This is a genomic window from Vibrio sp. HM8-C, assembly GCF_058630515.1.
The window spans coordinates 547,274-573,821 of record NZ_JBMMKS010000001.1 but is presented as its reverse complement, the minus strand read 5'-3'; the positions used below and the strand labels follow the sequence as shown (position 1 = coordinate 573,821).

At 42.4% G+C, this 26,548-nt stretch carries 28 protein-coding genes; 13 read left to right on the top strand and 15 right to left on the bottom strand.

Annotation, left to right across the window (positions count from 1 at the left end; genetic code table 11):
- Window positions 1–87: 87 nt before the first annotated feature.
- The 3 genes from rluB to rnm all read right to left on the bottom strand — a co-directional run bounded on the left by rluB (window position 88) and on the right by rnm (window position 2,855).
- The gene (gene rluB / locus ACOSVQ_RS02650) at window positions 88–1,146 is read right to left on the bottom strand and encodes a 23S rRNA pseudouridine(2605) synthase RluB (protein WP_491981046.1); all 1,059 of its coding nucleotides are present in this window, start codon (window positions 1,144–1,146) and stop codon (window positions 88–90) included.
- A 213-nt stretch (window positions 1,147–1,359) separates the two neighbouring features.
- Window positions 1,360–1,980, bottom strand: a complete 621-nt coding sequence (locus tag ACOSVQ_RS02645) for an L-threonylcarbamoyladenylate synthase (protein WP_165311112.1) — start codon at window positions 1,978–1,980, stop codon at window positions 1,360–1,362.
- A complete protein-coding gene (gene rnm, locus ACOSVQ_RS02640; RefSeq protein WP_491981045.1) occupies window positions 1,980–2,855 on the bottom strand; it encodes an RNase RNM in 876 nt (291 codons plus the stop codon). The genes ACOSVQ_RS02645 and rnm overlap by 1 nt, the downstream gene beginning before the upstream one ends.
- Window positions 2,856–2,948: 93 nt before the next feature.
- On the opposite strand from rnm, the gene trpL2 reads away from it, so the two are divergent.
- The 12 genes from trpL2 to ACOSVQ_RS02580 all read left to right on the top strand — a co-directional run bounded on the left by trpL2 (window position 2,949) and on the right by ACOSVQ_RS02580 (window position 13,713).
- The gene (gene trpL2 / locus ACOSVQ_RS02635; protein ID WP_484606989.1) at window positions 2,949–3,065 is read left to right on the top strand and encodes a tryptophan operon leader peptide; all 117 of its coding nucleotides are present in this window, start codon (window positions 2,949–2,951) and stop codon (window positions 3,063–3,065) included.
- Between the two features lie 155 nt (window positions 3,066–3,220).
- Complete coding sequence (locus tag ACOSVQ_RS02630) at window positions 3,221–4,798, top strand: anthranilate synthase component 1 (RefSeq protein WP_491981044.1); 1,578 nt, start codon at window positions 3,221–3,223, stop codon at window positions 4,796–4,798.
- Window positions 4,799–4,809: 11 nt separating this feature from the next.
- Window positions 4,810–5,388, top strand: coding sequence for an aminodeoxychorismate/anthranilate synthase component II (locus ACOSVQ_RS02625; protein ID WP_165311109.1), 579 nt, complete (start codon window positions 4,810–4,812; stop codon window positions 5,386–5,388).
- Between the two features lie 71 nt (window positions 5,389–5,459).
- Window positions 5,460–6,458 (top strand): anthranilate phosphoribosyltransferase, encoded by a 999-nt coding sequence (gene trpD, locus ACOSVQ_RS02620; protein WP_491981043.1) that lies wholly within the window; start codon window positions 5,460–5,462, stop codon window positions 6,456–6,458.
- Between the two features lie 82 nt (window positions 6,459–6,540).
- The gene (trpCF, locus tag ACOSVQ_RS02615; protein WP_491981115.1) at window positions 6,541–7,926 is read left to right on the top strand and encodes a bifunctional indole-3-glycerol-phosphate synthase TrpC/phosphoribosylanthranilate isomerase TrpF; all 1,386 of its coding nucleotides are present in this window, start codon (window positions 6,541–6,543) and stop codon (window positions 7,924–7,926) included.
- A 99-nt stretch (window positions 7,927–8,025) separates the two neighbouring features.
- Window positions 8,026–9,216 carry a tryptophan synthase subunit beta gene (gene trpB / locus ACOSVQ_RS02610; RefSeq protein ID WP_165311107.1) on the top strand — a complete coding sequence of 397 codons (1,191 nt, stop codon included), beginning with the start codon at window positions 8,026–8,028 and terminating at the stop codon, window positions 9,214–9,216.
- Window positions 9,216–10,022, top strand: coding sequence for a tryptophan synthase subunit alpha (gene trpA, locus ACOSVQ_RS02605; protein WP_491981042.1), 807 nt, complete (start codon window positions 9,216–9,218; stop codon window positions 10,020–10,022). Before trpB ends, trpA begins: the two co-directional genes overlap by 1 nt.
- Before the next feature lie 354 nt (window positions 10,023–10,376).
- Window positions 10,377–11,672, top strand: coding sequence for a dicarboxylate/amino acid:cation symporter (locus ACOSVQ_RS02600; protein WP_491981041.1), 1,296 nt, complete (start codon window positions 10,377–10,379; stop codon window positions 11,670–11,672).
- 153 nt (window positions 11,673–11,825) lie between these two features.
- Window positions 11,826–12,371: a septation protein A gene (locus tag ACOSVQ_RS02595; protein ID WP_491981040.1), complete on the top strand. Its 546-nt coding sequence runs from the start codon at window positions 11,826–11,828 to the stop codon at window positions 12,369–12,371.
- A 117-nt stretch (window positions 12,372–12,488) separates the two neighbouring features.
- The gene (yciA, locus tag ACOSVQ_RS02590; protein ID WP_491981039.1) at window positions 12,489–12,890 is read left to right on the top strand and encodes an acyl-CoA thioester hydrolase YciA; all 402 of its coding nucleotides are present in this window, start codon (window positions 12,489–12,491) and stop codon (window positions 12,888–12,890) included.
- Window positions 12,891–13,019: 129 nt separating this feature from the next.
- The gene (locus ACOSVQ_RS02585) at window positions 13,020–13,316 is read left to right on the top strand and encodes a YciI family protein (RefSeq protein WP_491981038.1); all 297 of its coding nucleotides are present in this window, start codon (window positions 13,020–13,022) and stop codon (window positions 13,314–13,316) included.
- 1 nt (window position 13,317) lies between these two features.
- A complete protein-coding gene (locus tag ACOSVQ_RS02580; protein ID WP_491981037.1) occupies window positions 13,318–13,713 on the top strand; it encodes a GspS/AspS pilotin family protein in 396 nt (131 codons plus the stop codon).
- Window positions 13,714–13,812: 99 nt separating this feature from the next.
- Here ACOSVQ_RS02580 and metE read toward each other — a convergent pair whose 3' ends face one another.
- Window positions 13,813–16,122, bottom strand: a complete 2,310-nt coding sequence (gene metE, locus ACOSVQ_RS02575; protein ID WP_491981036.1) for a 5-methyltetrahydropteroyltriglutamate--homocysteine S-methyltransferase — start codon at window positions 16,120–16,122, stop codon at window positions 13,813–13,815.
- A 305-nt stretch (window positions 16,123–16,427) separates the two neighbouring features.
- Here metE and ACOSVQ_RS02570 point away from each other — a divergent pair, with 305 nt between their 5' ends.
- Window positions 16,428–17,774 (top strand): hypothetical protein, encoded by a 1,347-nt coding sequence (locus ACOSVQ_RS02570; protein ID WP_491981035.1) that lies wholly within the window; start codon window positions 16,428–16,430, stop codon window positions 17,772–17,774.
- Between the two features lie 111 nt (window positions 17,775–17,885).
- Here ACOSVQ_RS02570 and ACOSVQ_RS02565 read toward each other — a convergent pair whose 3' ends face one another.
- The 11 genes from ACOSVQ_RS02565 to ACOSVQ_RS02515 all read right to left on the bottom strand — a co-directional run bounded on the left by ACOSVQ_RS02565 (window position 17,886) and on the right by ACOSVQ_RS02515 (window position 26,354).
- Window positions 17,886–18,293: an adenylyltransferase/cytidyltransferase family protein gene (locus ACOSVQ_RS02565; RefSeq protein ID WP_491981034.1), complete on the bottom strand. Its 408-nt coding sequence runs from the start codon at window positions 18,291–18,293 to the stop codon at window positions 17,886–17,888.
- A gap of 2 nt (window positions 18,294–18,295) precedes the next feature.
- Window positions 18,296–19,177, bottom strand: coding sequence for a nucleoside-diphosphate sugar epimerase/dehydratase (locus ACOSVQ_RS02560; RefSeq protein WP_491981033.1), 882 nt, complete (start codon window positions 19,175–19,177; stop codon window positions 18,296–18,298).
- A gap of 355 nt (window positions 19,178–19,532) precedes the next feature.
- A complete protein-coding gene (locus tag ACOSVQ_RS02555; RefSeq protein WP_491981031.1) occupies window positions 19,533–20,456 on the bottom strand; it encodes an OmpA family protein in 924 nt (307 codons plus the stop codon).
- A gap of 6 nt (window positions 20,457–20,462) precedes the next feature.
- On the bottom strand, window positions 20,463–21,317 hold the full coding sequence (gene motA, locus ACOSVQ_RS02550) for a flagellar motor stator protein MotA (protein ID WP_491981030.1): 855 nt from the start codon (window positions 21,315–21,317) through the stop codon (window positions 20,463–20,465).
- A 1-nt stretch (window position 21,318) separates the two neighbouring features.
- Complete coding sequence (locus ACOSVQ_RS02545) at window positions 21,319–22,014, bottom strand: sigma-70 family RNA polymerase sigma factor (protein WP_491981029.1); 696 nt, start codon at window positions 22,012–22,014, stop codon at window positions 21,319–21,321.
- Window positions 22,015–22,479: a flagellar basal body-associated FliL family protein gene (locus ACOSVQ_RS02540; RefSeq protein ID WP_491981028.1), complete on the bottom strand. Its 465-nt coding sequence runs from the start codon at window positions 22,477–22,479 to the stop codon at window positions 22,015–22,017.
- A gap of 4 nt (window positions 22,480–22,483) precedes the next feature.
- Window positions 22,484–23,467: a flagellar hook-length control protein FliK gene (locus tag ACOSVQ_RS02535; protein WP_491981027.1), complete on the bottom strand. Its 984-nt coding sequence runs from the start codon at window positions 23,465–23,467 to the stop codon at window positions 22,484–22,486.
- A 2-nt stretch (window positions 23,468–23,469) separates the two neighbouring features.
- Entirely contained in the window at window positions 23,470–23,757 is a 288-nt protein-coding gene (locus tag ACOSVQ_RS02530; RefSeq protein ID WP_491981026.1) for a hypothetical protein, read from the bottom strand.
- A 7-nt stretch (window positions 23,758–23,764) separates the two neighbouring features.
- A complete protein-coding gene (locus tag ACOSVQ_RS02525; RefSeq protein WP_491981025.1) occupies window positions 23,765–24,157 on the bottom strand; it encodes a flagellar export chaperone FliS in 393 nt (130 codons plus the stop codon).
- Between the two features lie 9 nt (window positions 24,158–24,166).
- A complete protein-coding gene (fliD, locus tag ACOSVQ_RS02520) occupies window positions 24,167–25,501 on the bottom strand; it encodes a flagellar filament capping protein FliD (RefSeq protein ID WP_491981024.1) in 1,335 nt (444 codons plus the stop codon).
- A gap of 106 nt (window positions 25,502–25,607) precedes the next feature.
- Complete coding sequence (locus tag ACOSVQ_RS02515; protein ID WP_491981023.1) at window positions 25,608–26,354, bottom strand: hypothetical protein; 747 nt, start codon at window positions 26,352–26,354, stop codon at window positions 25,608–25,610.
- Window positions 26,355–26,548 lie beyond the last annotated feature (194 nt).

The following is a 26,548-nucleotide window of genomic DNA, read 5'->3' as shown; positions in this document are numbered from 1 at the left end:
TTTACGCACGTTAGAAACAAAAAATCCCAAGCTAAGCTCGGGATTTTTTAAATTTGAGAATAGGGCTATCTCATAAAGAGATAAGAACTATATGCGGGTACGAGGTGTACTTTTTGGCGCTGGCTTTCCACCAGTTCTGCCTTTACCACCTGCTTGACCTCTGCCAGATGTCGGTCCTTTACCAGCAGTTGAACCCTTGCCAGTAGTGCCAGCTTTTGCACGAGAACCATGCTCACCAGAAGATGACTTATTCGTAGCCGTTGTTGGCTTACGACGACCTTTCGGTGCTGGTGCTGTTACGCGCTCTTCATGGCGGCGAACTGCACGACGAATTTTCTGGCTACGAGAACGCTCACGCTTGCGTGAGGTATTGTCTTTCGACTCGTCTAGCATTGTTTCGTCTTCAGGACGTAGGTCAACCAGTTCACGCAAGTAGTTAACTTGCTTAAGCTCGAGTTCCATCCAACCGCCGCGCGGCAATTTCTTATCAAGGAAGATATCACCGTAACGAACACGTTTAAGACGGCTTACTGTCGTTTCTTGAGATTCCCAAAGACGACGAACTTCACGGTTACGACCTTCGTTGATTACAACGTAGAACGTGTGGTTCATACCTTCACCACCCGCATAAACCACATCTTCAAAACGTGCTAAACCGTCATCCAGTTGAACACCACGAACAAGATTACGTACTTTGTCTTCAGTTACTTCACCGAAAACACGCACTAGATATTCACGTTCAACTTGACGACTTGGGTGCATCAAACGGTTAGCTAACTCACCATCTGTCGTAAACAGAAGCAGACCTGAAGTGTTTGCATCCAGACGACCTACTGAAATCCAACGCGAACCGCGAATTTTCGGTAGACGATCAAAAACCGTACGACGACCATCAGGGTCATGGCGAGTACATAACTCACCTTCTGGTTTGTAATACGCAAGAACGCGACATACAACTTCTTCTTGTGCTTTTGCAGATACGGTATGCCCGTCAATACGTACAACAGCGCTTTCATCTTCTAAGCGCTCACCCAACGCAGCTACCTTGCCATTAACACTAACACGTCCAGCTCTAATCAGAGCTTCTAACTCACGACGAGAACCATGACCGGCGCGTGCTAAAACCTTTTGTAACTTTTCGCTCATTTATCTACCTTTGTGTCGTCTTCTCAGACGTCGAAATATTAGTATGCGATCTGACTTCAGTACCAGTTTTTCTGGCGAAAATCGCGGTCGCGTATTATTACAGATTACACTGACAAAAGCATCCAGTTTATCCCCAAACCGAGTGGAGTTTTTACTCGCTACAAGTCACTGCACTCCGTGACTAACAAAACCGCATGCTGTCTAAAATTTCGGTTATTCAAAAGGAACCGGGTCACCCGCACCAACACGAACAACTTGTGGTTCTTCTTCACTAAAATCAATCACAGTGGTTGGCTGCTCACCTAAATATCCGCCATTTAGGATCACATCTACTGCGTGTTCTAGGCGATCACGAATTTCTTCTGGATCTGATTCAGTCGTCTCTTTGCCCGGAAGAATAAGCGATGTCGACATTAAAGGTTCGCCCAGAGCTTCTAAAAGATCCAATGCAATTTTATTGTTCGGGACACGGATACCTATCGTTTTACGCTTAGGATTCATTAAGCGACGAGGTACTTCTTTCGTTCCTTTGAAAATAAAAGTGTATGGTCCCGGAGTGTTATTTTTCAATAAACGAAATGCTGTGTTATCAACACGAGCATAAAGAGAAATCTCAGATAAATCGCGACACAAAAGCGTGAAATTATGCTTGTCATCTAAGCGACGAATCTGACAAATACGTTCAAGCGCCTGTTTATTTTCTAACTGGCAGCCTAACGCATAACCGGAGTCGGTTGGATAAACCACTACGCCACCGTTGCGAATAATTGCAACTGCTTGATTGATTAAACGCGCTTGTGGGTTTTCTGGATGAACATAAAAAAACTGGCTCATTATAGGTCCTCGTTATTGAGTCTCTCGACTCTATCTTGGGAAGAGATTCCCCAGTCTTTCCAGACTGGTTCCACGCCAGAAGGCAGCCACAAATTACGACCTAACTCCATCCACGGAGACGGATAATGAAAGTCACTGCCTTGAGAAGCTAATAGATTGTATTGTATAGCATAATCAGCCAAAGTGCGCCTTTCTTGTGGCGCTTGTTGTGGTTGAGCAACTTCCATTGCGTCACCACCAGCTTCGGCAAACGCTGTAATTAAGCGCTTAAGCCACTTTGCCGTCAAGTCATATCGCCCCGGATGCGCAAGCACCGCCTGGCCTCCAGCGGCATGGATCGCATTGACCGCGTCCGCCATTGAGCACCAATTAGGTGGCACATATCCCGGATTATCGCGCGTTAAAAATTTCTTAAACACTTGCTGAAGATTTTTCGCGTAACCTGCATCCACCAGCCATTTTGCAAAATGAGCACGAGTGATTGGTGCATCACCAGCGATGGTTTTCACCTCTTCCAAAACCCCTTCCCGAGTCGATTTTTGCAAACGATGCGCAATCAACTCCGCACGCTCAACACGATGTTGCTTCTGTTGTTCAATCAGAGATTCAAGTTGTGGATTCGTTGGGTCAATGTTCAAGCCCACAATGTGGATGTCTTTGTTTTGCCAAACTGTCGAAATTTCGATGCCATTGATAAGCGTGATCGGATGCTGCTTCTCTTCTATATAAGCTCGCGCAGGAGCAAGAGCTTCAATCGTGTCATGGTCAGTAATCGCCAAAACATCCACATTAAAACCGATAGCACGTTCAATAAGTTGTTCGTGAGACATGCGACCATCAGACGCTGTCGTGTGACTATGTAAGTCTATTTTCATATTTTTTTATTTTGCCTGTTTTTAAGGCTTGACTTTTACCTCTCGCACTAGTTTACTAGTACACAAATACGAGAGCACAAATTAAGGCTTGCTATGTTACAAGAAATCAACACAAACCCATATTCTAATTTAAGCACAGCTTCTGCTGAGCTTAATGTTAATTGGTGGCGCGTGTGGTCAGATTCATGGCGGGCAGACGTGCACTTCTAATCTAAAGAAAAGCATTCATAAAGCCCGCATCAAGCGGGCTTTTATTTTATCGGTTGGTTTCTCAGACTGTTGTTATCTCAAACGGTTGGCATTTCAAAAAAAGCATTAATTAACACCAACTATCAAAGAATTCATAAAGTTAATAAGGAGGTCTTGTGAACAAGGCCATTGAAATTAAAAAACTTGCACAGCTGGAAGTGATTAAAACTTCTATCCCTTATACGCAAGATCCCACAGCTCTGTTTCATGCATTGTGTGAAGGGAAAACAGACTGTTTATTACTTGAATCTGCCGAAATCGATTCAAAGCAGAACTTGAAGAGTTTGTTGTTAATTGATGCCGCTGTACGTATCACCTGTTTGGGCCATACAGTAACTTTCCAAGCCTTAACCGATAACGGCTTAGAACTGATTAACACACTAAAACAAAACATTGTTGATGCCATTCCGGCAACACTCGAAGGCTCTCTTTTAACGCTCAACTTTGAAGCACCTTGCGACACCCTTGATGAAGACTCTCGTTTAAGAGAGGCCTCTTCATTTGATGCCCTACGCCTAGTACAACACAGCTATGACTTAACCAACCAAGATAAGCACGCGATTTTCATTGGTGGATTGTTCGCGTACGACTTGGTCGCAAACTTCGAACCATTAGGTGATGCAGAGCAAACCAATCAGTGTCCTGACTACGTTTTCTATGTTGCAGAAACCTTGATGGTTGTCGATCACCAGACTGAAACTTGCCAACTTCAAGCCACGGCGTTTTCTCGTACTACACAAACTCACACGGCTCTAATCAATCGCCTTGCTGTGATCACTGAACAAGCGGCTATCCCTCAGTTACAGCCAGAAGCAACCAAAATTGCAAACGTAGCGGTGAACACGAACATCAGTGATGAAGATTTCTGCGATATCGTTAGAGACTTAAAAGACTACGTAGTTAAAGGCGACATTTTCCAAGTTGTACCGTCACGTCGTTTTACTCTGCCTTGCCCTTCACCACTTGCGGCTTATGAGCAACTTAAGAAGAGCAACCCTAGCCCATACATGTTCTACATGCAGGATGAACGATTCACGCTGTTTGGCGCGTCTCCGGAAAGTGCACTGAAGTACGAAAAAGAAACCAACCAGATTGAAATTTACCCGATAGCTGGAACTCGTCGCCGTGGCAAACGTGCAGATGGCAGCATCGATTTTGACCTAGACAGCCGTATTGAACTTGAACTGCGTCTGGATAAAAAAGAAAACGCGGAACATATGATGTTGGTGGATTTAGCGCGTAACGACGTTGCTCGTATTGCTCAAGCGGGTACTCGCCATGTCGCAGACCTACTTAAAGTAGATCGTTATAGCCACGTCATGCATTTGGTTTCGCGCGTTGTTGGACAGCTTCGTCAGGACTTAGATGCTCTGCACGCTTACCAAGCTTGTATGAACATGGGCACACTGACTGGCGCACCGAAAATTCGCGCGATGCAGCTGATTCGTACGGTGGAGAAAGAGCGTCGTGGCAGCTACGGTGGTGCAGTTGGTTATTTGACTGGTGAGGGTGATTTAGACACCTGTATCGTGATTCGTTCTGCTTATGTTGAGAATGGTATTGCTCAGGTTCAGGCAGGTGCGGGTGTTGTTTTCGATTCTGATCCACAAGCTGAAGCAGACGAAACTCGCGGTAAAGCTCAAGCCGTTATTTCAGCTATTCAACACGCTCACCAAGCGCAAAAAAATAAGTAGGAGGAACACTCATGGCGAATATCGTATTCATCGACAACTTTGATTCTTTCACCTACAACCTAGTTGATCAGTTCCGTTCATTGGGTCACAAGGTCACTATCTATCGCAACCATATTGCAGCAGACACCATTCAAAATGCAGTGGAAGCCTTAGAACAGCCAGTAATTGTTCTTTCTCCGGGTCCGGGGGCTCCCTCTGAAGCAGGCGTAATGCCAGAAATTCTAAAACGCCTGAAAGGTAAAGTACCAATGATTGGAATTTGCCTTGGTCATCAAGCCATCGTGGAAGCTTACGGCGGCACTGTTGCCGGTGCAGGTGAAATTGTCCACGGTAAAGTGTCTATGATGGAGCACCAAAATCACGCGCTTTACCAAGGTTTACCATCTCCACTTGCTATTGCTCGTTACCACTCATTGGTTGCGACTCATGTGACTGATGACTTAACCGTCACAGCTGAAGTCGATGGTTTAGTGATGTCTGTTGTACATGAACAAGACAAGGTCTGCGGATTCCAATTTCATCCTGAATCCATCATGACCACACAAGGAGCAACACTGTTAGAAAACGCTATTGATTGGGCTCTTAGTTAATCATCTCAAGCGCATTCAACGAAACAACTAGAGCCTCAAAGAGAGTGGCGATAAAGGAAAGGAACAGAATCATGCAAAACATCATCAACAAACTTTACGAACAGCAGTCATTAACCCAAAGCGAAAGCCAAGAGCTATTCGACCATATCATTCGTGGTGAAATGGACCCTATTCTTATGTCTGCGGTGTTAACTGCTTTAAAAATTAAAGGCGAAACACCCGATGAAATTGCAGGCGCTGCGAAAGCTTTACTGGCAAACGCCAATCCTTTCCCTCGCCCAGATTATGATTTCGCAGACATCGTAGGAACTGGTGGTGATGGTTCAAACACCATCAATATTTCAACCACTTCTGCATTTGTTGCAGCCGCATGTGGTGTGAAAGTAGCGAAGCATGGCAACCGAGGTGTTTCAAGCAAGTCTGGCTCTTCTGATCTTTTGGACTCATTCGGTATCAACCTAGCAATGAGTGCAGATGATACTCGTAAAGCACTGGATGATTTAGGCGTAGCCTTCCTGTTTGCACCTCAATATCACGGAGGTGTTCGACACGCTATGCCAGTCCGCCAAACCATGAAAACTCGCACAATTTTCAACATTTTAGGTCCTCTTATTAACCCTGCTCGACCTAACATAGAATTAATGGGCGTATATAGCTTAGATTTGGTTCGTCCTATTGCTGAAACCATGTTACAAATGGGTCTCAAAAGAGCCGCTGTAGTTCATGGCTCAGGATTAGATGAAGTGGCAGTACATGGTGAAACTCATGTCGCAGAAATCAAAGACGGAAAGATTGTGGAATACACGCTTACACCACAAGATTTCGGCTTAGAGACTTACCCACTTGACGCGATCAAAGGCGGAGAGCCTGAAGAAAACCGCGCCATCATCACTGATATCCTCAATGGCAAAGGAACGCCTGCACAACTTGCTGCGGTTGCTGTCAACGTCGCGCTTCTTCTTCGCCTGTTTGGTAAAGAAGATTTAAAAGCGAACGCGGCTCAAGCCATTGACGTTATGAACTCAGGTAAAGCTTACGAATTAGTTCAACAATTAGCGAAGCGAGGTTAAGGTCAGCATGTCTAATGCCACTCAAGTGAATAGCGAAAAGGCACAGCAACTCTCTGAACACATTACCGTTGAAAACACCAAAATGGCGGAAGTGTTAGCGAAGATTGTCAAAGACAAAGCCGTTTGGGTTGAAGAGCGCCAAAAAGAGCAACCTCTTGAAAGCTTTAAAAACTTGCTGACTGCTTCAGACCGAGATTTCTACAGCGCTTTAGGTTACGAAAATTCGGATAACGGCAAAACAGCATTCATTCTGGAATGCAAAAAAGCATCGCCTTCAAAAGGTTTGATTCGCCAGCACTTTGATTTGGACTACATCGCTTCTGTTTACAATCAATACGCGAATGCAATTTCAGTTCTGACCGACGAAAAGTACTTTCAGGGCAACTTTGAGTTTCTGCCACGTATTCGCTCACAGGTAGCACAGCCTGTTTTGTGTAAAGACTTCATGATCAGCACCTATCAGGTTTATTTGGCACGTCATTACGGCGCTGATGCCATTCTGCTGATGCTTTCTGTTCTAACTGACGAAGAATACAAAGAGCTCGCTGCGGTTGCTCATGAACTTGGTATGGGTATTCTTACGGAAACGAGTAATGAAGAAGAGATACACCGCGCGGTTGCACTAAAAGCAAAAGTGATTGGGATTAATAATCGCAACTTACGCGACCTATCCACCGATTTAAACCGCACGAAAGAACTCGCTCCGCTGTTACCAGAAGGCACGATCGTCATTTCTGAGTCAGGTATTTATACCCATCAACAAGTGCGTGACTTAACCCCCTACGCAAATGGTTTTCTCATCGGTAGCGCGCTAATGGCACAGGAAAATCTTGAGCTTGCAGTCCGTAAAGTGGTTTTGGGTGAAAACAAAGTGTGTGGGCTGACTCATCCTGATGATGCCGTAAAAGCATACCAAGCAGGGGCTGTTTTCGGTGGTCTGATTTTTGTTTCTAAGTCAAAGCGTTATGTTGATATCGAAGCGGCACGTTTAACCATGGCTGGTGCACCTTTGCAATATGTGGGTGTTTTCCAAAACCACTCAGTAAGTGAAGTGGCTGATACTGCAAATGAACTCGGCTTGTACGCAGTTCAACTGCATGGTGAAGAGTCACAAACGTATATCGATGAACTCCGAGCTGCGCTACCAAAACAGGTAGAGATTTGGAAAGCGTACGGGGTTACTGACACACTGCCAACGTTCATAGAGAACAATGTTGAACGTCATTTGCTTGATGCCAAAGTGGGTACACAAAGTGGCGGTACAGGAACCTCCTTTGACTGGTCTTTGTTGAAAGGTGCGACTATTACAAACCTTATGTTGGCGGGCGGACTATCCGCTGAAAATGCACAACATGCGGCATCATTGGGGTGTATGGGGTTAGACCTCAACTCTGGTGTTGAAATAGAACCCGGTAAAAAAGACGCCGCCAAATTACAACAAGCGTTCAGCGCTATCAGAAACTACTAATTTTCATGGTTCGTTTTTAACAATAAAACGAGCCTATTTGACAGACTATTATCGTTACTCCGAATACCAATCGGAGTTCGCAATGAAGGGATAACTAACATGGCAAAACTTAACGCCTATTTTGGAGAGTACGGTGGTCAATTCGTACCACAAATTCTGGTACCGGCTCTCGACCAGCTTGAACAAGCTTTTATTGATGCACAAGAAGACCCAAGCTTCCGCTCAGAATTTATGACTCTGCTTCAGGAATACGCTGGTCGCCCTACAGCTCTAACACTGACGCGCAACATAACCAAAGGAACAAAAACCAAGTTGTACCTTAAGCGTGAAGACCTGTTACACGGTGGCGCGCATAAAACCAACCAAGTTCTTGGTCAGGCGCTTTTAGCCAAACGCATGGGCAAAACTGAAATCATCGCAGAGACTGGCGCAGGCCAACATGGTGTGGCTACAGCTCTGGCTTGTGCATTATTAGGTTTAAAATGTCGCGTTTATATGGGTGCAAAAGACGTAGAACGCCAAAGCCCGAACGTATTTCGCATGCGTTTAATGGGCGCAGAAGTGATTCCTGTGCATTCTGGTTCATCTACATTGAAAGATGCCTGTAATGAAGCAATGCGTGACTGGTCTGCAAGCTATGAAACGACCCACTACTTGTTGGGTACTGCTGCTGGTCCTCACCCGTTCCCAACCATTGTGCGTGAATTCCAACACATCATCGGCGAAGAAACGAAGAATCAGATCCTAGCACGCGAAGGTCGTTTACCTGACGCTGTAATTGCATGCGTTGGCGGTGGCTCTAACGCAATTGGTATGTTTGCTGACTTTATCGAAGAAGAATCAGTTCGTCTGATCGGCATCGAGCCAGCAGGTAAAGGTATTGATACCGACCAGCACGGAGCACCGCTTAAACATGGCAAAACAGGTATCTATTTAGGTATGAAAGCGCCATTGATGCAAGATGAGTACGGTCAGGTGGAAGAGTCTTATTCTGTATCTGCGGGCTTAGATTTCCCTTCTGTTGGTCCGCAACACGCGTACCTGAACTCGATTGGTCGCGCGGAATACGACAGCATTACCGATGACGAAGCACTGGACGCATTCCAGTTGCTCGCTCGCAAAGAAGGCATCATTCCGGCTCTTGAATCTTCGCATGCTCTAGCACATGCAGTGAAAATGGCTTTTGCTGACCCAGATAAAGAACAATTACTGGTAGTTAACCTGTCTGGTCGTGGAGATAAAGATATCTTCACCGTTGATAAAATCTTACAAGAGAAAGGAGTGCTGTAATGGATCGTTATCAATCTCTTTTTCAGCGCTTAGCTGATAAAAACCAAGGTGCGTTTGTTCCGTTTGTGACGATTGGCGATCCTTCACCAGAGCTTTCTCTGCAAATCATGCAGACGTTGATTGACGCTGGCGCTGACGCCCTTGAGCTTGGATTCCCATTTTCCGACCCGCTGGCGGATGGACCAACGATTCAAGGTGCTAACAACCGAGCGCTGCTTGCAGGTACAACACCTGATATCTGTTTTGACCTCATCAAACAGATTCGAGTAAAGAACCCAGACATTCCGATTGGTTTATTGATGTATGCAAACCTAGTCTTCGCCCGCGGCATTGAAAACTTCTATCAACGTTGTCAGGAAGCAGGTATTGATTCTGTGCTTGTGGCGGATGTACCAACCACTGAAAGCGCTGATTTCGTTGCTGCGGCGGAAAAATTTGGCATCAAGCCTATCTTTATCGCACCACCAACAGCGAGTGACGAAACGTTGAAATCCGTAGCGTCATTAAGCCAAGGTTATACTTACCTACTTTCGCGAGCAGGTGTGACAGGTGCTGAAACCAAAGCCAATATGCCAGTTCATGAGCTGCTAGACCGTTTAAACCAGTTTGATGCTCCACCAGCACTACTTGGCTTCGGTATTTCGCAACCAGAACAAGTAAAACAGGCAATCTCAGCAGGTGCAGCGGGCGCAATTTCTGGTTCTGCTGTGGTGAAAATCATTGAAACCCATCGAGACAATCCAGAAGCATTATTGAAAGCTCTGGCCGATTTCATTACACCGATGAAACAAGCCACGATTAAGTAGCTTCAAGAATCAAGTAACAAACAATCCAGTCATAAAATTTTAGGGTCTCTTGACCCTATAATTCATTTAAATTGGTCGATTATTCGTCGCCTTTGTTAAATTCAAGCACAAGCCACTAGCAAAGAAATCGATCATTTTCTTTAACATCTCTCCTCTGACCATTTCTAAATCATCTAACGTTGTTTCTCTCCAAACCAAAAGCAAACGTTTTCTTTGGCTCAAAAATCACCATTTCATCAACAAAAATGTGCGAATACGTGAAATCCGACCAAGATGCATATTGCCAATTGTGAAATATAAGTGTAAAAACGCGAGCAACATAAATTTCCATTAATCGAGGATTGGTTAGTGGTTATGTCTAGAAATTTACAAATTGTTAGCACAGGGGTTAAGGAAGTGTTAAAAGAAAAGAATTTACTACAGAACATCGGTGTTCAAGTTGTGATCGCCATGGTACTAGGTACCCTAATCGGTGCTGCTATGGGCCACGATGCGACGATGTTTTCTCCGTTGGGTGCCATCTTTATTAACTTAATCAAGATGTTAGTTATTCCTTTGGTTGCTGTTGCTCTGATTTCAGGTGCAGCTGGCCTAGGTAATAGCCACTCTGCAGGGAAAGTTGGTTTCGTTACTCTAGGTTTCTTTGCTGTGACTTCTGCTTTGGCAGTTGTTCTTGCACTGTTTATGGGTGAAGTATTCCAACCGGGTATGGGTATTGATGTTTCTGGTGTTGAAGGCATGTTCTCAGCAGAATACGCATCAAAAGGCGAACTACCTACGTTTTGGGCAACAGTTATCGGTATGATTCCGACTAACGTTTTCCAATCTTTGAACGAAGCAAACATTTTACAAATCCTTGTTTTCTGCTTGTTCCTAGGTATTGCTATCTCTAAACAGAGCCCAGAAAAACGCGATCCAGTGATCAACGGTGTAAACACTATCGTTGATTCAATGGTGTGGATGATCAACAAAGTTATGGTTATCGCTCCAATCGGCGTATTCGGTCTGATGGCAGAAGCAGTTGGTACATTCGGTTTTGGTGCCCTAATGGTGGTATTCAAGCTGTTTGTTGTTTACACAGCCGCTATCCTGATTTTCGGTTTCATTGTTTACCCAGCGATGATTCATTTCTTCAGCAAAACTTCAGCTAAGAAATTCATTAGCGCAATGAAGAAACCACAAGCCGTTGCTCTATCAACAGCGTCTTCTATGGCAACACTTCCTGTAACAATGGATACAGTTGAAAAAGACCTAGGTGTTCGTAACTCGACAGCATCTTTCGTTCTACCTCTTGGTGCAACGATCAACATGTCTGGTAACGCAATTTACTACGGTTTAGTCGCTATCTTCTTTGCTCAGCTATTCCACATTGATTTGTCTATCGGTGCTTACATTGCAATCATCGTAACAGCAACTTTAGGTGCGGTTGGTCAAGCAGGTGTTCCTGGTCCATCATTCCTAGTTGTAGCGGTTCTTCTAGCAGCAGGTATTCCAATCGAAGGTCTACCACTATTGTTCGCTCTAGACCGTATCTTCGACATGATCCGTACTGCGCTAAACATCACTGGTGATGCTGCATGTGCTGTGATCGTAGACTCTTTAATTGAAGAATCTGCAGAAGAGAAAGTTTACCAAGATCAACAAGCTTAATTGCTGAATCTCAAGCAAAAGCCGCTCCGATGAGCGGCTTTTTACTTTGTACAAGAAGATCGTCAATTTGTAACTAAATCGCTAATAGCTATTCAGATGACAGTGCAAATTGAGTAGACTGTCGGCAACGAAAAGTTTGGATGTACCCATATAATGAAACAACTGATTGAGTTTATTCCTCTAATTATCTTCTTTGCTCTTTTTAAGCTTTACGACATCTATGTCGCTACCGCAGCTTTGATTGCAGCAACCGCTATTCAAGTCGCGATTTCCTACTTTGTGTATAAGAAAGTTGAAAAAATGCAGCTGATTACCTTCGTGGTGGTTGCTGTGTTTGGTGGCATGACCATTTTCCTGCACGATGACAATTTCATTAAATGGAAAGTGACCATTGTTTACACTGTATTCGCTTTGGGTCTCACCATCAGCCATTTGATTGGTAAGTCAGCAATTAAAGGTATGTTAGGCAAAGAAATCACCCTACCTGATAGTGTTTGGGCAAAAGTGAACTGGGCATGGGTAGCATTTTTTGCCGTGTGTGCCGTTGTTAACATCTATATAGCCTACCAACTGCCTTTAGATGTTTGGGTAAACTTTAAAGTTTTTGGTCTGCTTGTAGCGACATTTATCTACACTCTGTTGACAGGTGTCTATATCTACAAGCATCTGCCTAAAGAGCAGAAGAATTCTAACCAATAGACGGTTCTGCTCTACGTTTAGGGGTTAAATCAAAGCAGTATTTACTGCTATAATGCCCTCCTTTTTAACAGCGACTTGCTTAGCACAGTCGCTGTTTTGTTTACTACGGAAATTGAAATGAGTCAGGAAGTCAGTTCCCCTAGAGGTCAACTATTACTTAGAACCCTTGCTATGCCAGCAGACACCAATGCCAATGGTGATATTTTTGGTGGCTGGATTATGTCGCAACTCGATTTAGCTGGTGGCATTCTCGCCAAAGAGATTTCTTCTGGCCGTATTGTGACTGTATCGGTTTCTAGTATCGCATTTAAAAAACCAGTGAAAGTTGGCGACGTAGTTTGCTGCTATGGCGAATGCACGAAAATTGGTCGCACTTCGATGTCGATTAATTTGGAAGTGTGGGTAAAACCAATCCGAGTTGATGGCATCGGCGACCGTTTCCAAGTTTGTGAAGCAACCTTTAACTACGTTGCGATTGATTCTGATGGGCGCCCTCGCCCGATTAACGCTAGAAACTGATCACAGAAATATCAATGCCAAGGTTTAATCATTGCAAAGTTTCAGTACATTAACCTCTGTTAACATTCAATCAGGTTAATCTAAGCAACTGTTAGCTTGCTGTTTCAGTCATCAATAAGGATATGGATTATGTGGTATGTCATTTTTTCTCAAGACGTTGAGAACTCTCTAGAAAAACGCATGGGCGTTCGCGCTGCGCATTTAGAACGATTACAAGCACTTCAAGATGAAGGTCGTCTGCTGACTGCTGGTCCTATGCCTGCCATCGATTCAGAAAATCCAGGTGAAGCAGGTTTTACTGGCTCTACTGTGATTGCAGATTTTAATTCTCTAGAAGAAGCCAAAGCTTGGGCAGATGCAGACCCTTACGTAGCTGCTGGCGTTTATGCTAATGTCACCATCAAACCGTTCAAGAAAGTATTTTAATATGAAGAAAAGTATCGCTAGTTTTATTGCTTTCGGCTTAGTTCTGCTATCCGGTTGTAGTTCTAATTCTGACAACCAAAGAAACCTTGAGCTGCTTGCTGATAATAGAGCTAGCCTGCTTAGTGCTGAGTTGCCATTGGAATATGGCCCACTCAACATCATGCGTGCAAATGCGAAAGGTACCACCATTGAAATGATGATGGTGTATAACGCTGACGACAAAAATGCCAAACCTGTTACGCAGATTTTGCAAACCAGCATTAAAACCTTTTGTTCAGATAAAAATATTAAAGCCAATTTGGAAGTGGGTTTAAGCTATCGCATAAAAGTGCGTAACACCCGCGGACAGCTAATGGTTGATGAGCTGATTACCAATCAAACCTGTACCACTCAATAGCTATGTTTGTGCATCAATAGAGAGTTTTGTACATCAATAAGGGGCTCAAATGAGCCCCTTATGCTTTTCTACCTTTTGTAACCGAAGTGTAGCTGATATTTAAGCCGCGTTACTTTGTGCTTCTTCTCGTAAGGTTTTCGCAGCTAACACCATATTGATGAGCGAAGCTTCAACCTCTTTCCAGTTACGTGTTTTCAATCCACAGTCTGGGTTGACCCATAAACGTTCTGCCGGAATTTTCGTAGCTGCTTTACGTAACAGGCCTTCAATCCATTCCTGAGTCGGAATGTTTGGTGAATGTATATCGTAAACACCTGGGCCAATTTCATTTGGATAGTTAAAGTCTTCAAACGCCTTCAGCAGTTCCATATTCGAACGGGAAGTCTCAATGGTAATCACATCGGCATCCAGTGCAGCAACCGAATCGATGATTTCATTGAACTCGCTGTAACACATGTGAGTATGGATCTGCGTTTCTGCTGCTGCACTTGCCGCAGAGATTTTGAATGATTCAACTGCCCAATCTAAATACGTTTTGTGGTCACGCTTCTTCAGTGGCAAACCTTCACGAATGGCTGGTTCATCAATCTGAATGATATTAATGCCCGCATTTTGAAGATCAGACACTTCATCACGCAGTGCCAGAGCCAATTGCTGCGCAATCTCTTTGCGGCTGATGTCTTCACGTGGGAATGTCCAGCATAAGATGGTAACAGGACCAGTCAGCATGCCTTTCATCTTCTTTTTGGTCAGGGACTGTGCGTAGCTAGACCATTCCACCGTCATTGGCTTTTCACGTTCAATATCTGCGACGACAATCGCTGGCTTCACGCAGCGTGAACCATAACTTTGCACCCAACCAAATTGCGTGGTTTGAAAACCAGCGAGGTTTTCTGCAAAGTACTCAACCATATCGTTACGCTCTGCTTCACCATGTACTAACACATCTAACCCTAGAGCCTCTTGACGCTTTACAGCATCAGCAATGTGCCCTTTCAGCGCAGTAATATACTCAGCCTCTGGCAATACTCCTGTTCGGAATGCGCTGCGTTGAGTACGAATCTCGCCGGTTTGAGGAAACGAACCAATAGTTGTGGTTGGGAACAATGGCAAACCAAGCTGCTTCGCTTGTTTCGCCGCTCTTTGCTTATACGGCTCACTTCTTTCCGCCAACGAAGCTGTAATAGCATTTACTCGAGCTTGTACCTGTGGCTTGTTGACGTGGGTTGCTGTCTTTCGCTTTACTATTGGCTGACTATAAGTATCACAAGCCAGAATGGCATCTTGTTCGCCATCCAATGCTCGTCCAAGTACAGCAACTTCCGTCACTTTCTGTTTGGCAAACGCAAACCAGCTACGCACCTCTGCCGAAAGATTCTGCTCAAGCTCTAAATCAACTGGGCTATGTAGAAGTGAACATGAACTTGCGACCCAAAGGCGATCACCTAATTTGTCTTTCACCGGTTGTAGCTGATTACGAAGACGACCCAAATCTGCTCGCCATACGTTTCTGCCGTTGATAGCGCCTACTGACAGCACCCAATGCTCAGGCAGTTTGTTTAGTACGCTATCTAGCTGTTGTGGCGCAGCGGAAATGTCGATATGAAGTCCATTCACTGGCAGTGCAACTATCTTGTCGAGAGTATCAATCACTGAGTCAAAGTATGTGGTAAGCAGTACTTTAACGTCTCCTTGCAGCACCTGATACGCCAATTTAAATGCGTCCTGCCATTGGCTTTCAAGCTCAAGTGCTAGAACGGGCTCATCAATTTGCACCCACTCAACCCCTTGTTTGGCCAACTTCGACAAAATGTTTTGGTATGCCGTCAGTAAACGAGGTAGTAAAGTCAAACGGTCAAAATCCTCTTCGACTTCTTTTCCGAGATACAGGTAGCTCACAGGCCCTAATAGAACCGGTTTTACATTCGCTCCCGTTTTAATGGCTTCGTTCACCTCTTCAAACAGTTGTGGCCAGCTGACTTCAAATTTATCGTCTGAGCTGAATTCAGGAACGATGTAGTGGTAGTTGGTGTTGAACCACTTAGTCATATCTGATGCGGCACTGCCATTACAGCCACATGTACTTTGCGATTGACCACGACCAACACGGAACAGTGTATCAAGGTCAGGAAAGCTATCTTTGTTATGAGATGGATTATGACGAGCAGGCACGTGTCCAAGCAGTAATGTGGTGGTGAGTACATGATCGTACCATGCGAAATCGCCCGCAGTCGCGAAGCTTAAACCTGCTGATTTTTGTAACGCCCAGTTGTTGTGTCGAATTTCACTACCAACCGCTTTTAGTTCTTGTTGAGTGATGTCACCACGCCAGTATTTTTCTAGTGCAAATTTAAGTTCGCGTTTTTCGCCAATACGTGGATAGCCCAAAATATGTGTAATAGTCGCCATGTGATCGTTCCTTTTGTTAAGCTGAGGCCAAACACAAAAGATGTCTGGATGGCTAAACTATCACCCCAACGGCTTCATGAAACAATCAACTAATATTCAACTTGTTTATTAAAAATATTCATGTGGATAATTTAAGCGATACTGTGACACTCAAACATTTGTGAAATACAGACTCGATTTGACGTTGAAGCTCACCCTGTAAACAGCCTTTACGTTAAGACAAACAGACTAATCCTACATACAGCAAAAATGGCTCAGACCTAAAATAGTGAGTTTAGTTTTAACCCCTATTTTGAGTTTGAGTGATGAAAAAAATCCTGCTGACCATCTTGGTAAGCCTATGTTTAGGTACTTTATTAAGTGCCATTCATATTAGCTTTGCCACTAAGCATATAATTAACGACAAAAAATACAGTTTTGAAAATTTCATTTCTGTTTTTGATTCAGCAAGAGACCGTCTGAACATCGTGTCCAAAAGCGTAATGGCGAGCCTAGCGGTAAAACACGACACAGACACAATAAAAACCAAAGACATTTTAGACCTATACAACAATGAGAGAATTAGCATTGTCGATGCTACTGTTCTTCAAACTTTAACGAACATCGTCGAAGAGAGTCCTTACCTGATTAAGGACGAATATGTTAATGATTTAAGCTACTTATCGCTTAACAACAACACACTGTTTTACAGAATAAAGCCTGTTAATCGTTCAAGCTTTAAAAATGCCATTGCCTGTCAAACTTCTGATTATTGTGCGCTGCTTTACTACAACGCAAAGCTGCCAAACATCAACTACACCTACGATATTCTTCAGGATCCGTCAGGTAATGTTGCGATGACGTTGACTCGTCCACTGACCAAAGATGAGACAAACATAGGTAGTTTGATTCTCGATATTCCTGTAGCAAACATTTTTAATGCCCATACCTATATCAACAAAGAGTATTACAACGGCAAGAACGTCTACAGTTTCTCCGATTCAGATATCCCAGTACTACAATTTCATCAGGACTACCCTGTAGATGCTAAAACGATCGTCAGACTAAAGGTGTCATACCTGAACGTTTGGTTTAGTAAATCCTACTTAATCATTCAGTACTCTTCGCTGATCTTCTTCATCCTGTTCCTAATTCTGAAAAAGAGAGAGCTGGATAGGCTGACACGTAACATTGTCGAAGGAAAAGAGAGCTTCTATGATGTTCAGTTCAACAAGCTGGTTGATGACATTGCAGTGTATAACTACGACATCACTGAGTCTCGCCATCTGGAAGAGGTGGTAAAAACTAACGCTGAGAATTCTCTGATTCTGGTTAAATACAATCTTGATGAAGCCAAAACGTTGAATGTGGTTCCTCAAGCACATAGCCATATCATTGAAGTGATTGGATCATTTATTCGAGGCAGCGACTACATCATCAAAAACACCAAATTTGAAGATGAGCTCATTATCTTATTACCCAAGTGTTCAACAGAAAACGCGACACGAGTACTCAATAAAATACTCTACAAGCTCAGCGAAGAAGCGTATTCAGGCCATGAGCTAAAACTGAAAGCAACCCGACTGATTTCGAACATTCAGGACACTGTCAGCATCGATAGTGTTGTTGCCATTGCTCAAGATGAGATCTTCAAAATCGGTGGCGAGCGCTAAGTTCTAGACCTTTCTTTTCCATCACTCTCGTTACAAAAAAGCTCTGCATATGCAGAGCTTTTTGTTTGGACGTCAATAAACCAAAACTTAACAACTCGTAATAAATATCTACTATTCTTGAATATTTAAGAACTCGTTTAATTCCTGTTTTAGTTGTGTTGTTGATATGTTTTTTGTTCTAGGAATATAAATCACTTTACAATAATCTTTTAGAAAGTCGAATTTACCTTCCCAGTCATTACCTATTGCAAAAACATCAATATCGTATTCTTTAATATCTGATATTTTTTGCTCCCAACTATGTTCAGCTATAGCTAAATCAACACACTTAATATTATTTACTATTTCCAGCCTCTGGGAAAATGGAATAAGCGTTCGCTTGCCTTTCAACTCATTGAATTCATCAGTAGAAACAGCAACGATCAGCTCATCACCTAACGATTTCAAGTTATTAAGTAGATTTAAGTGACCAATATGGAACATATCAAATGTCCCATAGGTTAATACTCTTATAGACATAATTACTGTTCTTTTATTTTGTATACTTCATCTAATGTAAAAATATTTCCGTAGTCACTCTGGTCCCATTTTTTTGGTGGTTCAAACCAGTTTTTTCCATATAACAATGACAAATAGTCTTCTGCAAAGAATGGGATTCTAAGCTTTGAATCTTTGTAATCTATCAGTCTTTCACCTGCGCACATATGCTTAGGAACATATATATACTTATCACCGTGCATAACATAATAATTATCTTTATAGTCACTTGCTATAGATATATCTACAATTGCTGGCTCTTCAGTTTCCTTACTTACTTTAGACTTAACAATTACTCTTAAAACACTACCTGACGCTTCAAAAGGTGTATCTAATAAATGTTTATTAATTTGAATATCGTAGCGTTCATTAAACTTAATGGTAGAAAAGTAATCCAACATTGCTTGAGCATCATTTTGTGATGTCAAAAAGACGTCAACATCAGCTACTGTAGATAGTTTCTTAGATCTAAATAAGGTAGCTAACGATGAACCTATGACATAATAATTTAGCTTCAAAACATCGAATACATCCGCTAGTTCACTCATTAGCAGGTCTGTATTAAAATCTCGCTCTTCTGATGAAAACTCAACATCGCAATCAGAAATTTTCAGGATTTTTTCATTAGGAATATTTAATGATTCAAGTTGATCCAGCATGCTATCAATCCACACACCGCTCACAGCAATTTTATCAAAGGATATAGAATTCAACTCCTTGAACGAATAGATTGGCTTATTATCGTAATGCTTACCGGACAACGATAAATTATTATCCACAAAACCTACTACGCATTCGCCTTTTAAACTCCTATAAATCGCGCGTCCTGCACATCCTACTCCAAATATAATGATTTTATCTTTCATGGGGCGTACCTTATTAATAATTAAATAATTCATTACCTTTCAATTAGTAAAGAAAAAAGACAACACAATTACGCAGACTAAAAAGAAGCTAGCAGCTAAAGGAATAGATAAATAACGGTGACTTTTCAGAGCAAGTGTTCGTTTGGGAATAGTTACAACGAATCTAACTAATAAATAGTTGTAAGCTAATAAAATGACTAAAAGAATGAACTCCCAATTCGAATTCATTCTTTTAGCGACCAAGTAAGTCAATGTGACTAAATAATTAATTAAAGTCAGCCATGCTACCCAACGTCGTATTTGACGAAGAGATGCATTGCTAACCTTATGTATGCTTCTAAACAAGTATCAGAGCCTAATAGGAAGTTGGTAGCTGATTATCTCGAGCGGCTTTCGCTGCCTCTCTTTCCTGACGCCCAATGGTATCCATTACTTTTTCATCTGCTTCTTTACCCGCAGATTCAATCTTTGGCAGGTTCTTATACACTTCGCTCAGTTGTTTCTGAGCGCTGGTAGTCAGAACAAACACTTCAATACGTCTGTTATCTGAACTCTTAGGATCATCAGGATTGATTGGCGCAGTGTCTGCCATGCCTGAAACTTGGAATATCTGTTCATTCGATACGCCGCCTTGAGTCAAGAAGTAACGAGCTTGGTTTGCACGGTTAGCCGACAATTCCCAGTTTGTGGTTTTTGAGCCGACATAACGACTTGCATCCGTATGACCGGTAATCACCATGGCGTTCGATACACGCTTAAATACTGGCGCTAAATGAAGAAGTAGATCCTGATAATACGGCGTCATATTCGCACCACCGCGATAGAACATCTGACCTTGTTCAGAGTCACTGATCATAATTTTCAGCCCCTGGGGCGTTACTGTCACCTGAACACTGCCCATACCTTGAATCTCTTCAATCTGCTCTTCAATTAGGCGTGCGAAGACTTCAAGCTCTTGCTGACTATCCACCTCTCCTTCTATCAAAGATGTATCTTCAACACGGTGCATGTCAGATTCATAGCTAGATGTCGCGACATTATCTAGAGGCATTGGACTAATCGAGTTAGCCATACCATCGGCTTCTATTCGACCAGTTTGGAAATACTCAACCAGATCCTGACTGTCTTCAGAGTCCATCACCGAGAGCAGCCAAAGAATAAGAAACAGACACATCATAGAGATCATCAAATCCGCCATCGCAACTTTCCAGCCGCCATGGGTCAGTGAAGAACCTTTGTTCTTCTTTTTTTTGATGATTGTTACACCTGCATTGCTCATAACGAATTACCTTAGGCTTTCTAATGTTTGCTCAAGGTCTGTAAAGCTTGGCTTAATGTGACTTTCAATATGCTTACGGCCAGCATTCACACACATGTGTGGAGAAAGATTCTGCAAATAGCCGGTAATGATTGAACGAATACAATGAAGTGGCGCAACCTGCTCTTCGGCGATGTCATGCATAGAGGCAGACAATGGGCCAAACATACAGTAACAACCAAAAATACCGGTAAATGTACCAACCAGTGCGCCAGCGATACTTTGACCAATCACGGTCACATCAGCATCTAGGTTTTGCATGGTTAAGATGATACCCATTACTGCTGCAAGAATACCGATACCAGGCATTGCTTCTGCGGTTGCATGGAGCTTGTTTCCTGGTTTCTCATACTCTTCCATTAATACTTCGATTTCTTCTTCCAGAGCCGCTTCGAGTTCGTGTGCGGATATCTTAGAACTGATCACTTGGCGGAAAGAGTCGATAATGAAATTCAACGTAATAGTATCTTTCATAATCGCTGGATATTTGGTGAAGATGCTGCTTGCTTCTGGGTTTTCAACATGAGTGTCCAATGCTTTTAGGTTTTGCATTTTCACGACGTTGATCAACTCAAACATAAGTGACAACAGTTCTTGATAGTAAGCCTTGGTATAAATACTTTTGCCAATCGATTGTTTAATTTGAGACATCATTAACTTCAACGTTGATGATGAACACGAAATAATAAGGCCACCAAAAGATGCCCCAAAAATTACGATTATTTCTGATACTTTAACTAGCGCGCCTAATCTGCCGCCCCACACGACAAAGGAAACACCAATAACTGCCAAAATCCCTACGAAGGCCAATATTTGCTTCATTCTAAATTCTCTCCGCTCGAGATTTTATTACCTCGACACCTTTATGTTTTAGTCTGTGAACTTTAACTTCACTTATTTCCAGAGCGAGTGCAGTTTCCTGAGTGCTTAACCCCATCACATACATTAAATACATGACACGCTGAACTTCTTCAGGCAATTTTTCCAACTCTTGTTGAATAAATAATGCAAGCTCTTCTTTATTATCTTCTTCTGAATTATCAACGCTTTCATACAGTTCAATATCATCACTTAATACAAGATCAGACATCGCATCCAAATATTCCTGTGCTGTAATATTAAGTGCGCTGCAAATCTCAGATTGCCTAGGAGCGCGACCTAATTTCCCCATCAGCAGCGATTCAGCTTTCTTAATATTGTTCGCTAGCGTTCTATTATCACGGCTTAAATAGTCGCGAGAACGCAGTTCATCAATGATGGCACCACGCATTCTCACCGTTACCGATTTTATGAAGTCTTCGTTGACGATATGGTCAAATTTACGGAGCTCAGTAACAAACGTTATCAAAGCTGTCTGACGAAGATCTTCTAACGTATCTTCATCTACTGCTCCTTTATATCGTTTTAAAGAACGATTAATCAAAGGCAGATTGGACTGAATCGCAGCAGATTCAGCGGCATGTCTGTGTGCCGCTGGCTGCATTTCTGTCTTTTGGTACGCTTGTTTACCTAGCAACATTTATTGATATACCGCTTTAGTAACTAATACTTCCTTAACATTCCACTGTTTTTCCTTTTTAAACATGTAGTCCAAATCATCTTGAAGATTCAAAATAAACATCTCATCGCGGTAATATTCCGCTGGTTTTAAACTAAATACTTTCAATATTTGATTCTTGATCTTTGGAATATGAAGTTTTAATTCTTCTTCATTACCTTCAGGCGTATATAGATAAAGATCTAAAAGCAATAAACTCTGACGTTTTGAAAAATTAATAGGAATTAACAGACCGTGCATCGGAACTTCAGCAGTAGGTGTACTTAATTCAACCAATTTTTGAGCATCTTTCATTACTTCAATTTTTGGTTGGTCTGTATTGTTCCCACCTAAGATATTGCCAATATTAATTCCAGCGAAACTCAAACCAATAATTGCACCAACGGTTAATAATACGGACGCTAATACCGCAATTACAATTTTCATAATATTACGCTCTTGCTAATTCACTTTTGTCGATTTCTTGTTCTTCATGCAAATCCACACTTGCAGCATTGCCTGCAATAATGAGATCGTCACCAGATGCGAAGAAATCCTGCTCTGTGTTTTGCTGATGTTCACTCGTAACAGAGACATCGACATTTAAGAAATTCTGCTCAACCAACTCCGCTCTTAAGCGATCAGAAGTCATCTGAATAGACTCTCGTGTTGTGCTGGATGATGCATTAATTTGAACATGTAGTTTGTCGTGGTCGAGTTTCACAACCAGTTCGATTTTACCCAAGTCAGGTGGATCTAAACGAATCGTCGCGGTTGGTGTTTTCGCATTCACCTGAACGCTAACTTTGTCAGCAATTGTCGCGCTCAAACGCTCGCCTAGCTCTTGAGTAGAGAGTGATTTGTCCATCACCGCTTTAAATTGCAAGTTTGTGGCAACCTCATTTCGTGCAGTCTGCGAATTGTTGTTCAGTAGCGCATCTGCTGCCACAGTAGGCTCTTTTACTGCAGTGGCGTCGATCAATTTTCCATCGAGAACGCTATTAGTCGCCAATTGACTTGTTACCACCTGAGCAGTCGCTAGTGAAGCACTTGTGCTCATTACATTTGAAACTGCCGTTACGATAGAGTCTGAAACCATTGAGCTAGCAGCCGTTACTGCAGAATCTTTTACCGCATTATTCACCGTTGCAACGGACACAGACACAAGATTGAAATCGTCACTGATTTCGGCAGTAACATCGGTCAACTCATCTGTTCCAGTAGTGACTAAATCAAGCGATTCATCACCCTCAGATTCACTTAATCCAAGATCTGTAACAACATTTTCCGCCTCAGTGTCCAGAAGCATCGCCGCAAAACTCATCGGCGCAGTTCCCGTAGAGTCTCGGTCCCCAAAACCTTGTTTTGCGTTCAGTACAGCACCTTCAGAAAATGAAGCGGTATCTGTCGAAGTATGGTTTAAACCATTAATCATAATTATTGACTTAACTGGGTTCTTTGATAGGCAAAATCTCTTGCCTTATTAGTATTAAAGCTGTCCATTTCCGCTTTAACGAGATCCCTTTCATTCTGAATAAACAACATCGCCTGATGGTGAACTTGCTTTAGTTTTGCAAGCACTTCCAAATTTTCTGCTGCCAGTTGATCCACATTAGGTAGATGTTTTTGCAGTAGATTGACCGCGCGTTCGATGTTTTCAACACTGCGTTCTTCTAGCGCTCGTTGATAAAAAGCCGACAGTTTATTGAGTTCGAGCTGATTCATAATCAAGTTAGCTTAGAAGCTTCATCGCCCCTTCCCAGCCTTCGCGTAAATCTGCGAGTGGCTGTTTCAGGTCTTTGATAACTTGTGTATCCAAATCTTTTGAGCCTTTAAACACAGTGGCAATACTGTGCTCATAAAGATTATGAATGTTTTCAATCAGTTCATTAGGATTATCCAAATCTAAAGAAGCGTCTAAAGCCATCAAAATATCGATAGCTTTTTGTGCTGACTTTGATTTTTTTAGGAAATCCTTCTCCTCGATAGCAAACACAATCGTGTCTAGTTCGATAGCTAAGCGGTCATGCAGCATGCAGATCAGTTCAAATGTATTTGAAACTGACGCATTCGCTTGAATCTGCACATTGGCATAAGCCGCTTGTTGTTGATTACCTAGTAACATTGTTTACCTTTAAGCAAATAGTGTTGAAATTGAACTCATCGAGTACATCAAGTTGTTTAAGTTCGTAAACTGAGAAAGATAACGCTTGTAGTACATCTCGTACTTAGTATCTAAGTCGTCTAACTTGTCGTTTACGCGAGTCTGTTCAGTCGCATTACGATCTTTCTTAGTTTTTAGTGAACCCGTGTTGTAATCCGCGTACTTTTCAATACTGGACTCCATCGTTTTAAACAGACCAGCTTCGCCAAGGAAAATCTCTTCTAAATCGTAGGTTTCTGAGGCTTCTTTGAATTTGTCTTCATCTAACTCAAGTTCACCATCTTTGTTTAGAGACAAACCAATTTCGAATAAACTCACGCCGTTATATGAAGTGCGAATTAGGTTTTTCAGTTCGTTAGAAATGCCACGGATTTGACCATCCGAAGCCAATACACCACGCTCTTCACTTTCACTGCCAGAACGTGTTGCTTCATTAAGAATACTTAACGCACTGTTGAATGAAGTAATGACTTCGTTTAACAGCTCCATCGTTGCACTACTATCAGGCCCAATAGAAAAGTTCGTTGTATCGTCGCCAGTTTTATTGGCTTTTGTAACGGTAATATCGACACCATTGACAATATTGGTGAAGGTATTACTGCTATTGGTTAACTTGACGCCGTCAATTTGGTCACCCAAGTAGATAATGGCATCTCGGCCTTCTTTCACTACAGTTGCAGCATCAAAAGCTGATTTCATATCCGCATTTGAGCTATTTGCAGCTAAAGTAAATTGGTTTTCTTCGCCAGTTTCTTCAGAGCTAAACATCAGCTTCATTGAGCCGCCTGAACGAACTAGAGACGCGTTTACCTTACCATCTGCTTTTTCATTAAAGAGGTTTACAACCTCTTGATATGTAATAGCATCACCAGAGCTTTTGCTCGGAAAATCACTATTCACATCAATCGTAAAATCTTCACCACCAATAGTAATGGTAAATGTGGTGTCGTCCCCCACGGTTGCAAAAGTATCCGTAGTTTCTGAACCACTCGTTTCTACAATCATCTGGTGCGAAGCAGCTGTCTGCTCCACAAAAATATCCATACTGATATTTTTTGCATAGCCAGCAGCACTAACACTGAAATAGTCTTCACTTGTTTGCGTAACTGCACTTTGTGAAAACGACCCCGTAGGTTTTGTAAATTTGTACAACAAGTTATCAAGTGCATCCAAAGCGTTATCGATTTTGCTTATCATGCTGCTTTGGCTTTGTAGCGTGCTTAATTTTGTTGAATAACGATTTTGAGCCGAATAAACCTCGTAATAGGCGAGTTGGTCAGCATACGATGACGCATCAATTTGCATAATTGTCTCCAAAAACGGCTCAACCGTTATGACAGATCTTTCTATTTATATGATAAGGCGTTAGCCAAAGTGGGAACATCTACCCCTGCTGATTCCTATGTAGGATTTAGCTTAGGATCGAAACTGCTACATCTGGCGTTGTTTGTGTACCCGCGAGTTGTTTTGCACCACTAGGCTCTAACATTGAGCTTTTAGAAGCCTCGCTTGTTTGTTGTACTGCTTGACCATCAACGCTCGAATGAATGGCATAGGCACCTTGCAATTGAGCATCGAGTTCAGAGCGCGTTTTTGCCAGTTGACTCAATAGCCCTGCTTCACCAGACAATTGCTGTTTAGCAACAGCTTTTGAATCGTCGGTTAATTCAATTTTGCTCAACGTTTCTGCGATAGAAGAAATCTCGCTACTATTGAATTTAACTTTCACTTCTTGCTCTTCACCAGAAACACCAGTTTCTGATGTAGCAGTATTGGTTTCTTGAACGCCTTTTAACTGCTTATTCAGGTCGTTAAGTTGCGAGCGTAATTGAGCTACTTTTTCACCATTTTCTGATTCATCTTGATCAATAGCTTTGTTTAACTGAGTCGCTACCGTTTCTATCTCAGCCAAAACGCTTTTAGTGTTTTGCAAATGAGCTAGTGAGTCTTGCGCTTCTTTTTGGTAATACGCTGATAAATTGGAGCGTTCAGCTAAACGATCAGCTACTTTGATGCTTGTTTGCTCGTTGTCATCGACAACCGCATTTACACGTTCATCAATATTATTGACCACTGTGCTTGGCTTATTCACATCCGCAGTTACCGTATTCTGAGTCGTGAGATAAGCTTGATTACCAGTGGGAACAGAAATAATCATGATAATTTCCTTTTAAATGGTTAAATCAGCTTTTCTACACTTATATATAACGACTTATTGAATGTGTTTATTTCTTCTAAATCATCCCAAATAGCTATTAGAGAATTTTCCTACTTAAACTCGTAAATAGTCTTATTTCCGGAAACGCAATTAAAAAAGCCAGCGACTTGCGCTGGCTTATAAATTCAAAACTA

What these genes read in the sequence shown, in the direction of transcription:
- trpL2 (WP_484606989.1), top strand. Translation starts at nt 2,949, where the DNA reads ATGTTACAAGAAATCAACACAAACCCATATTCTAATTTAAGCACAGCT.
- ACOSVQ_RS02600 (WP_491981041.1), top strand. Translation starts at nt 10,377, where the DNA reads ATGTCTAGAAATTTACAAATTGTTAGCACAGGGGTTAAGGAAGTGTTA.
- ACOSVQ_RS02535 (WP_491981027.1), bottom strand. Translation starts at nt 23,467, where the DNA reads ATGATTAATGGTTTAAACCATACTTCGACAGATACCGCTTCATTTTCT.
- fliD (WP_491981024.1), bottom strand. Translation starts at nt 25,501, where the DNA reads ATGCAAATTGATGCGTCATCGTATGCTGACCAACTCGCCTATTACGAG.
- ACOSVQ_RS02625 (WP_165311109.1), top strand. Translation starts at nt 4,810, where the DNA reads ATGGCGAATATCGTATTCATCGACAACTTTGATTCTTTCACCTACAAC.
- trpB (WP_165311107.1), top strand. Translation starts at nt 8,026, where the DNA reads ATGGCAAAACTTAACGCCTATTTTGGAGAGTACGGTGGTCAATTCGTA.
- ACOSVQ_RS02585 (WP_491981038.1), top strand. Translation starts at nt 13,020, where the DNA reads ATGTGGTATGTCATTTTTTCTCAAGACGTTGAGAACTCTCTAGAAAAA.
- ACOSVQ_RS02565 (WP_491981034.1), bottom strand. Translation starts at nt 18,293, where the DNA reads ATGTCTATAAGAGTATTAACCTATGGGACATTTGATATGTTCCATATT.
- ACOSVQ_RS02555 (WP_491981031.1), bottom strand. Translation starts at nt 20,456, where the DNA reads ATGAGCAATGCAGGTGTAACAATCATCAAAAAAAAGAAGAACAAAGGT.
- trpD (WP_491981043.1), top strand. Translation starts at nt 5,460, where the DNA reads ATGCAAAACATCATCAACAAACTTTACGAACAGCAGTCATTAACCCAA.
- ACOSVQ_RS02560 (WP_491981033.1), bottom strand. Translation starts at nt 19,177, where the DNA reads ATGAAAGATAAAATCATTATATTTGGAGTAGGATGTGCAGGACGCGCG.
- trpA (WP_491981042.1), top strand. Translation starts at nt 9,216, where the DNA reads ATGGATCGTTATCAATCTCTTTTTCAGCGCTTAGCTGATAAAAACCAA.
- ACOSVQ_RS02540 (WP_491981028.1), bottom strand. Translation starts at nt 22,479, where the DNA reads ATGAAAATTGTAATTGCGGTATTAGCGTCCGTATTATTAACCGTTGGT.
- ACOSVQ_RS02570 (WP_491981035.1), top strand. Translation starts at nt 16,428, where the DNA reads ATGAAAAAAATCCTGCTGACCATCTTGGTAAGCCTATGTTTAGGTACT.
- yciA (WP_491981039.1), top strand. Translation starts at nt 12,489, where the DNA reads ATGAGTCAGGAAGTCAGTTCCCCTAGAGGTCAACTATTACTTAGAACC.
- ACOSVQ_RS02525 (WP_491981025.1), bottom strand. Translation starts at nt 24,157, where the DNA reads ATGTTACTAGGTAATCAACAACAAGCGGCTTATGCCAATGTGCAGATT.
- metE (WP_491981036.1), bottom strand. Translation starts at nt 16,122, where the DNA reads ATGGCGACTATTACACATATTTTGGGCTATCCACGTATTGGCGAAAAA.
- ACOSVQ_RS02580 (WP_491981037.1), top strand. Translation starts at nt 13,318, where the DNA reads ATGAAGAAAAGTATCGCTAGTTTTATTGCTTTCGGCTTAGTTCTGCTA.
- rnm (WP_491981045.1), bottom strand. Translation starts at nt 2,855, where the DNA reads ATGAAAATAGACTTACATAGTCACACGACAGCGTCTGATGGTCGCATG.
- ACOSVQ_RS02595 (WP_491981040.1), top strand. Translation starts at nt 11,826, where the DNA reads ATGAAACAACTGATTGAGTTTATTCCTCTAATTATCTTCTTTGCTCTT.
- rluB (WP_491981046.1), bottom strand. Translation starts at nt 1,146, where the DNA reads ATGAGCGAAAAGTTACAAAAGGTTTTAGCACGCGCCGGTCATGGTTCT.
- ACOSVQ_RS02515 (WP_491981023.1), bottom strand. Translation starts at nt 26,354, where the DNA reads ATGATTATTTCTGTTCCCACTGGTAATCAAGCTTATCTCACGACTCAG.
- ACOSVQ_RS02530 (WP_491981026.1), bottom strand. Translation starts at nt 23,757, where the DNA reads ATGAATCAGCTCGAACTCAATAAACTGTCGGCTTTTTATCAACGAGCG.
- ACOSVQ_RS02545 (WP_491981029.1), bottom strand. Translation starts at nt 22,014, where the DNA reads ATGTTGCTAGGTAAACAAGCGTACCAAAAGACAGAAATGCAGCCAGCG.
- motA (WP_491981030.1), bottom strand. Translation starts at nt 21,317, where the DNA reads ATGAAGCAAATATTGGCCTTCGTAGGGATTTTGGCAGTTATTGGTGTT.
- trpCF (WP_491981115.1), top strand. Translation starts at nt 6,541, where the DNA reads ATGGCGGAAGTGTTAGCGAAGATTGTCAAAGACAAAGCCGTTTGGGTT.
- ACOSVQ_RS02645 (WP_165311112.1), bottom strand. Translation starts at nt 1,980, where the DNA reads ATGAGCCAGTTTTTTTATGTTCATCCAGAAAACCCACAAGCGCGTTTA.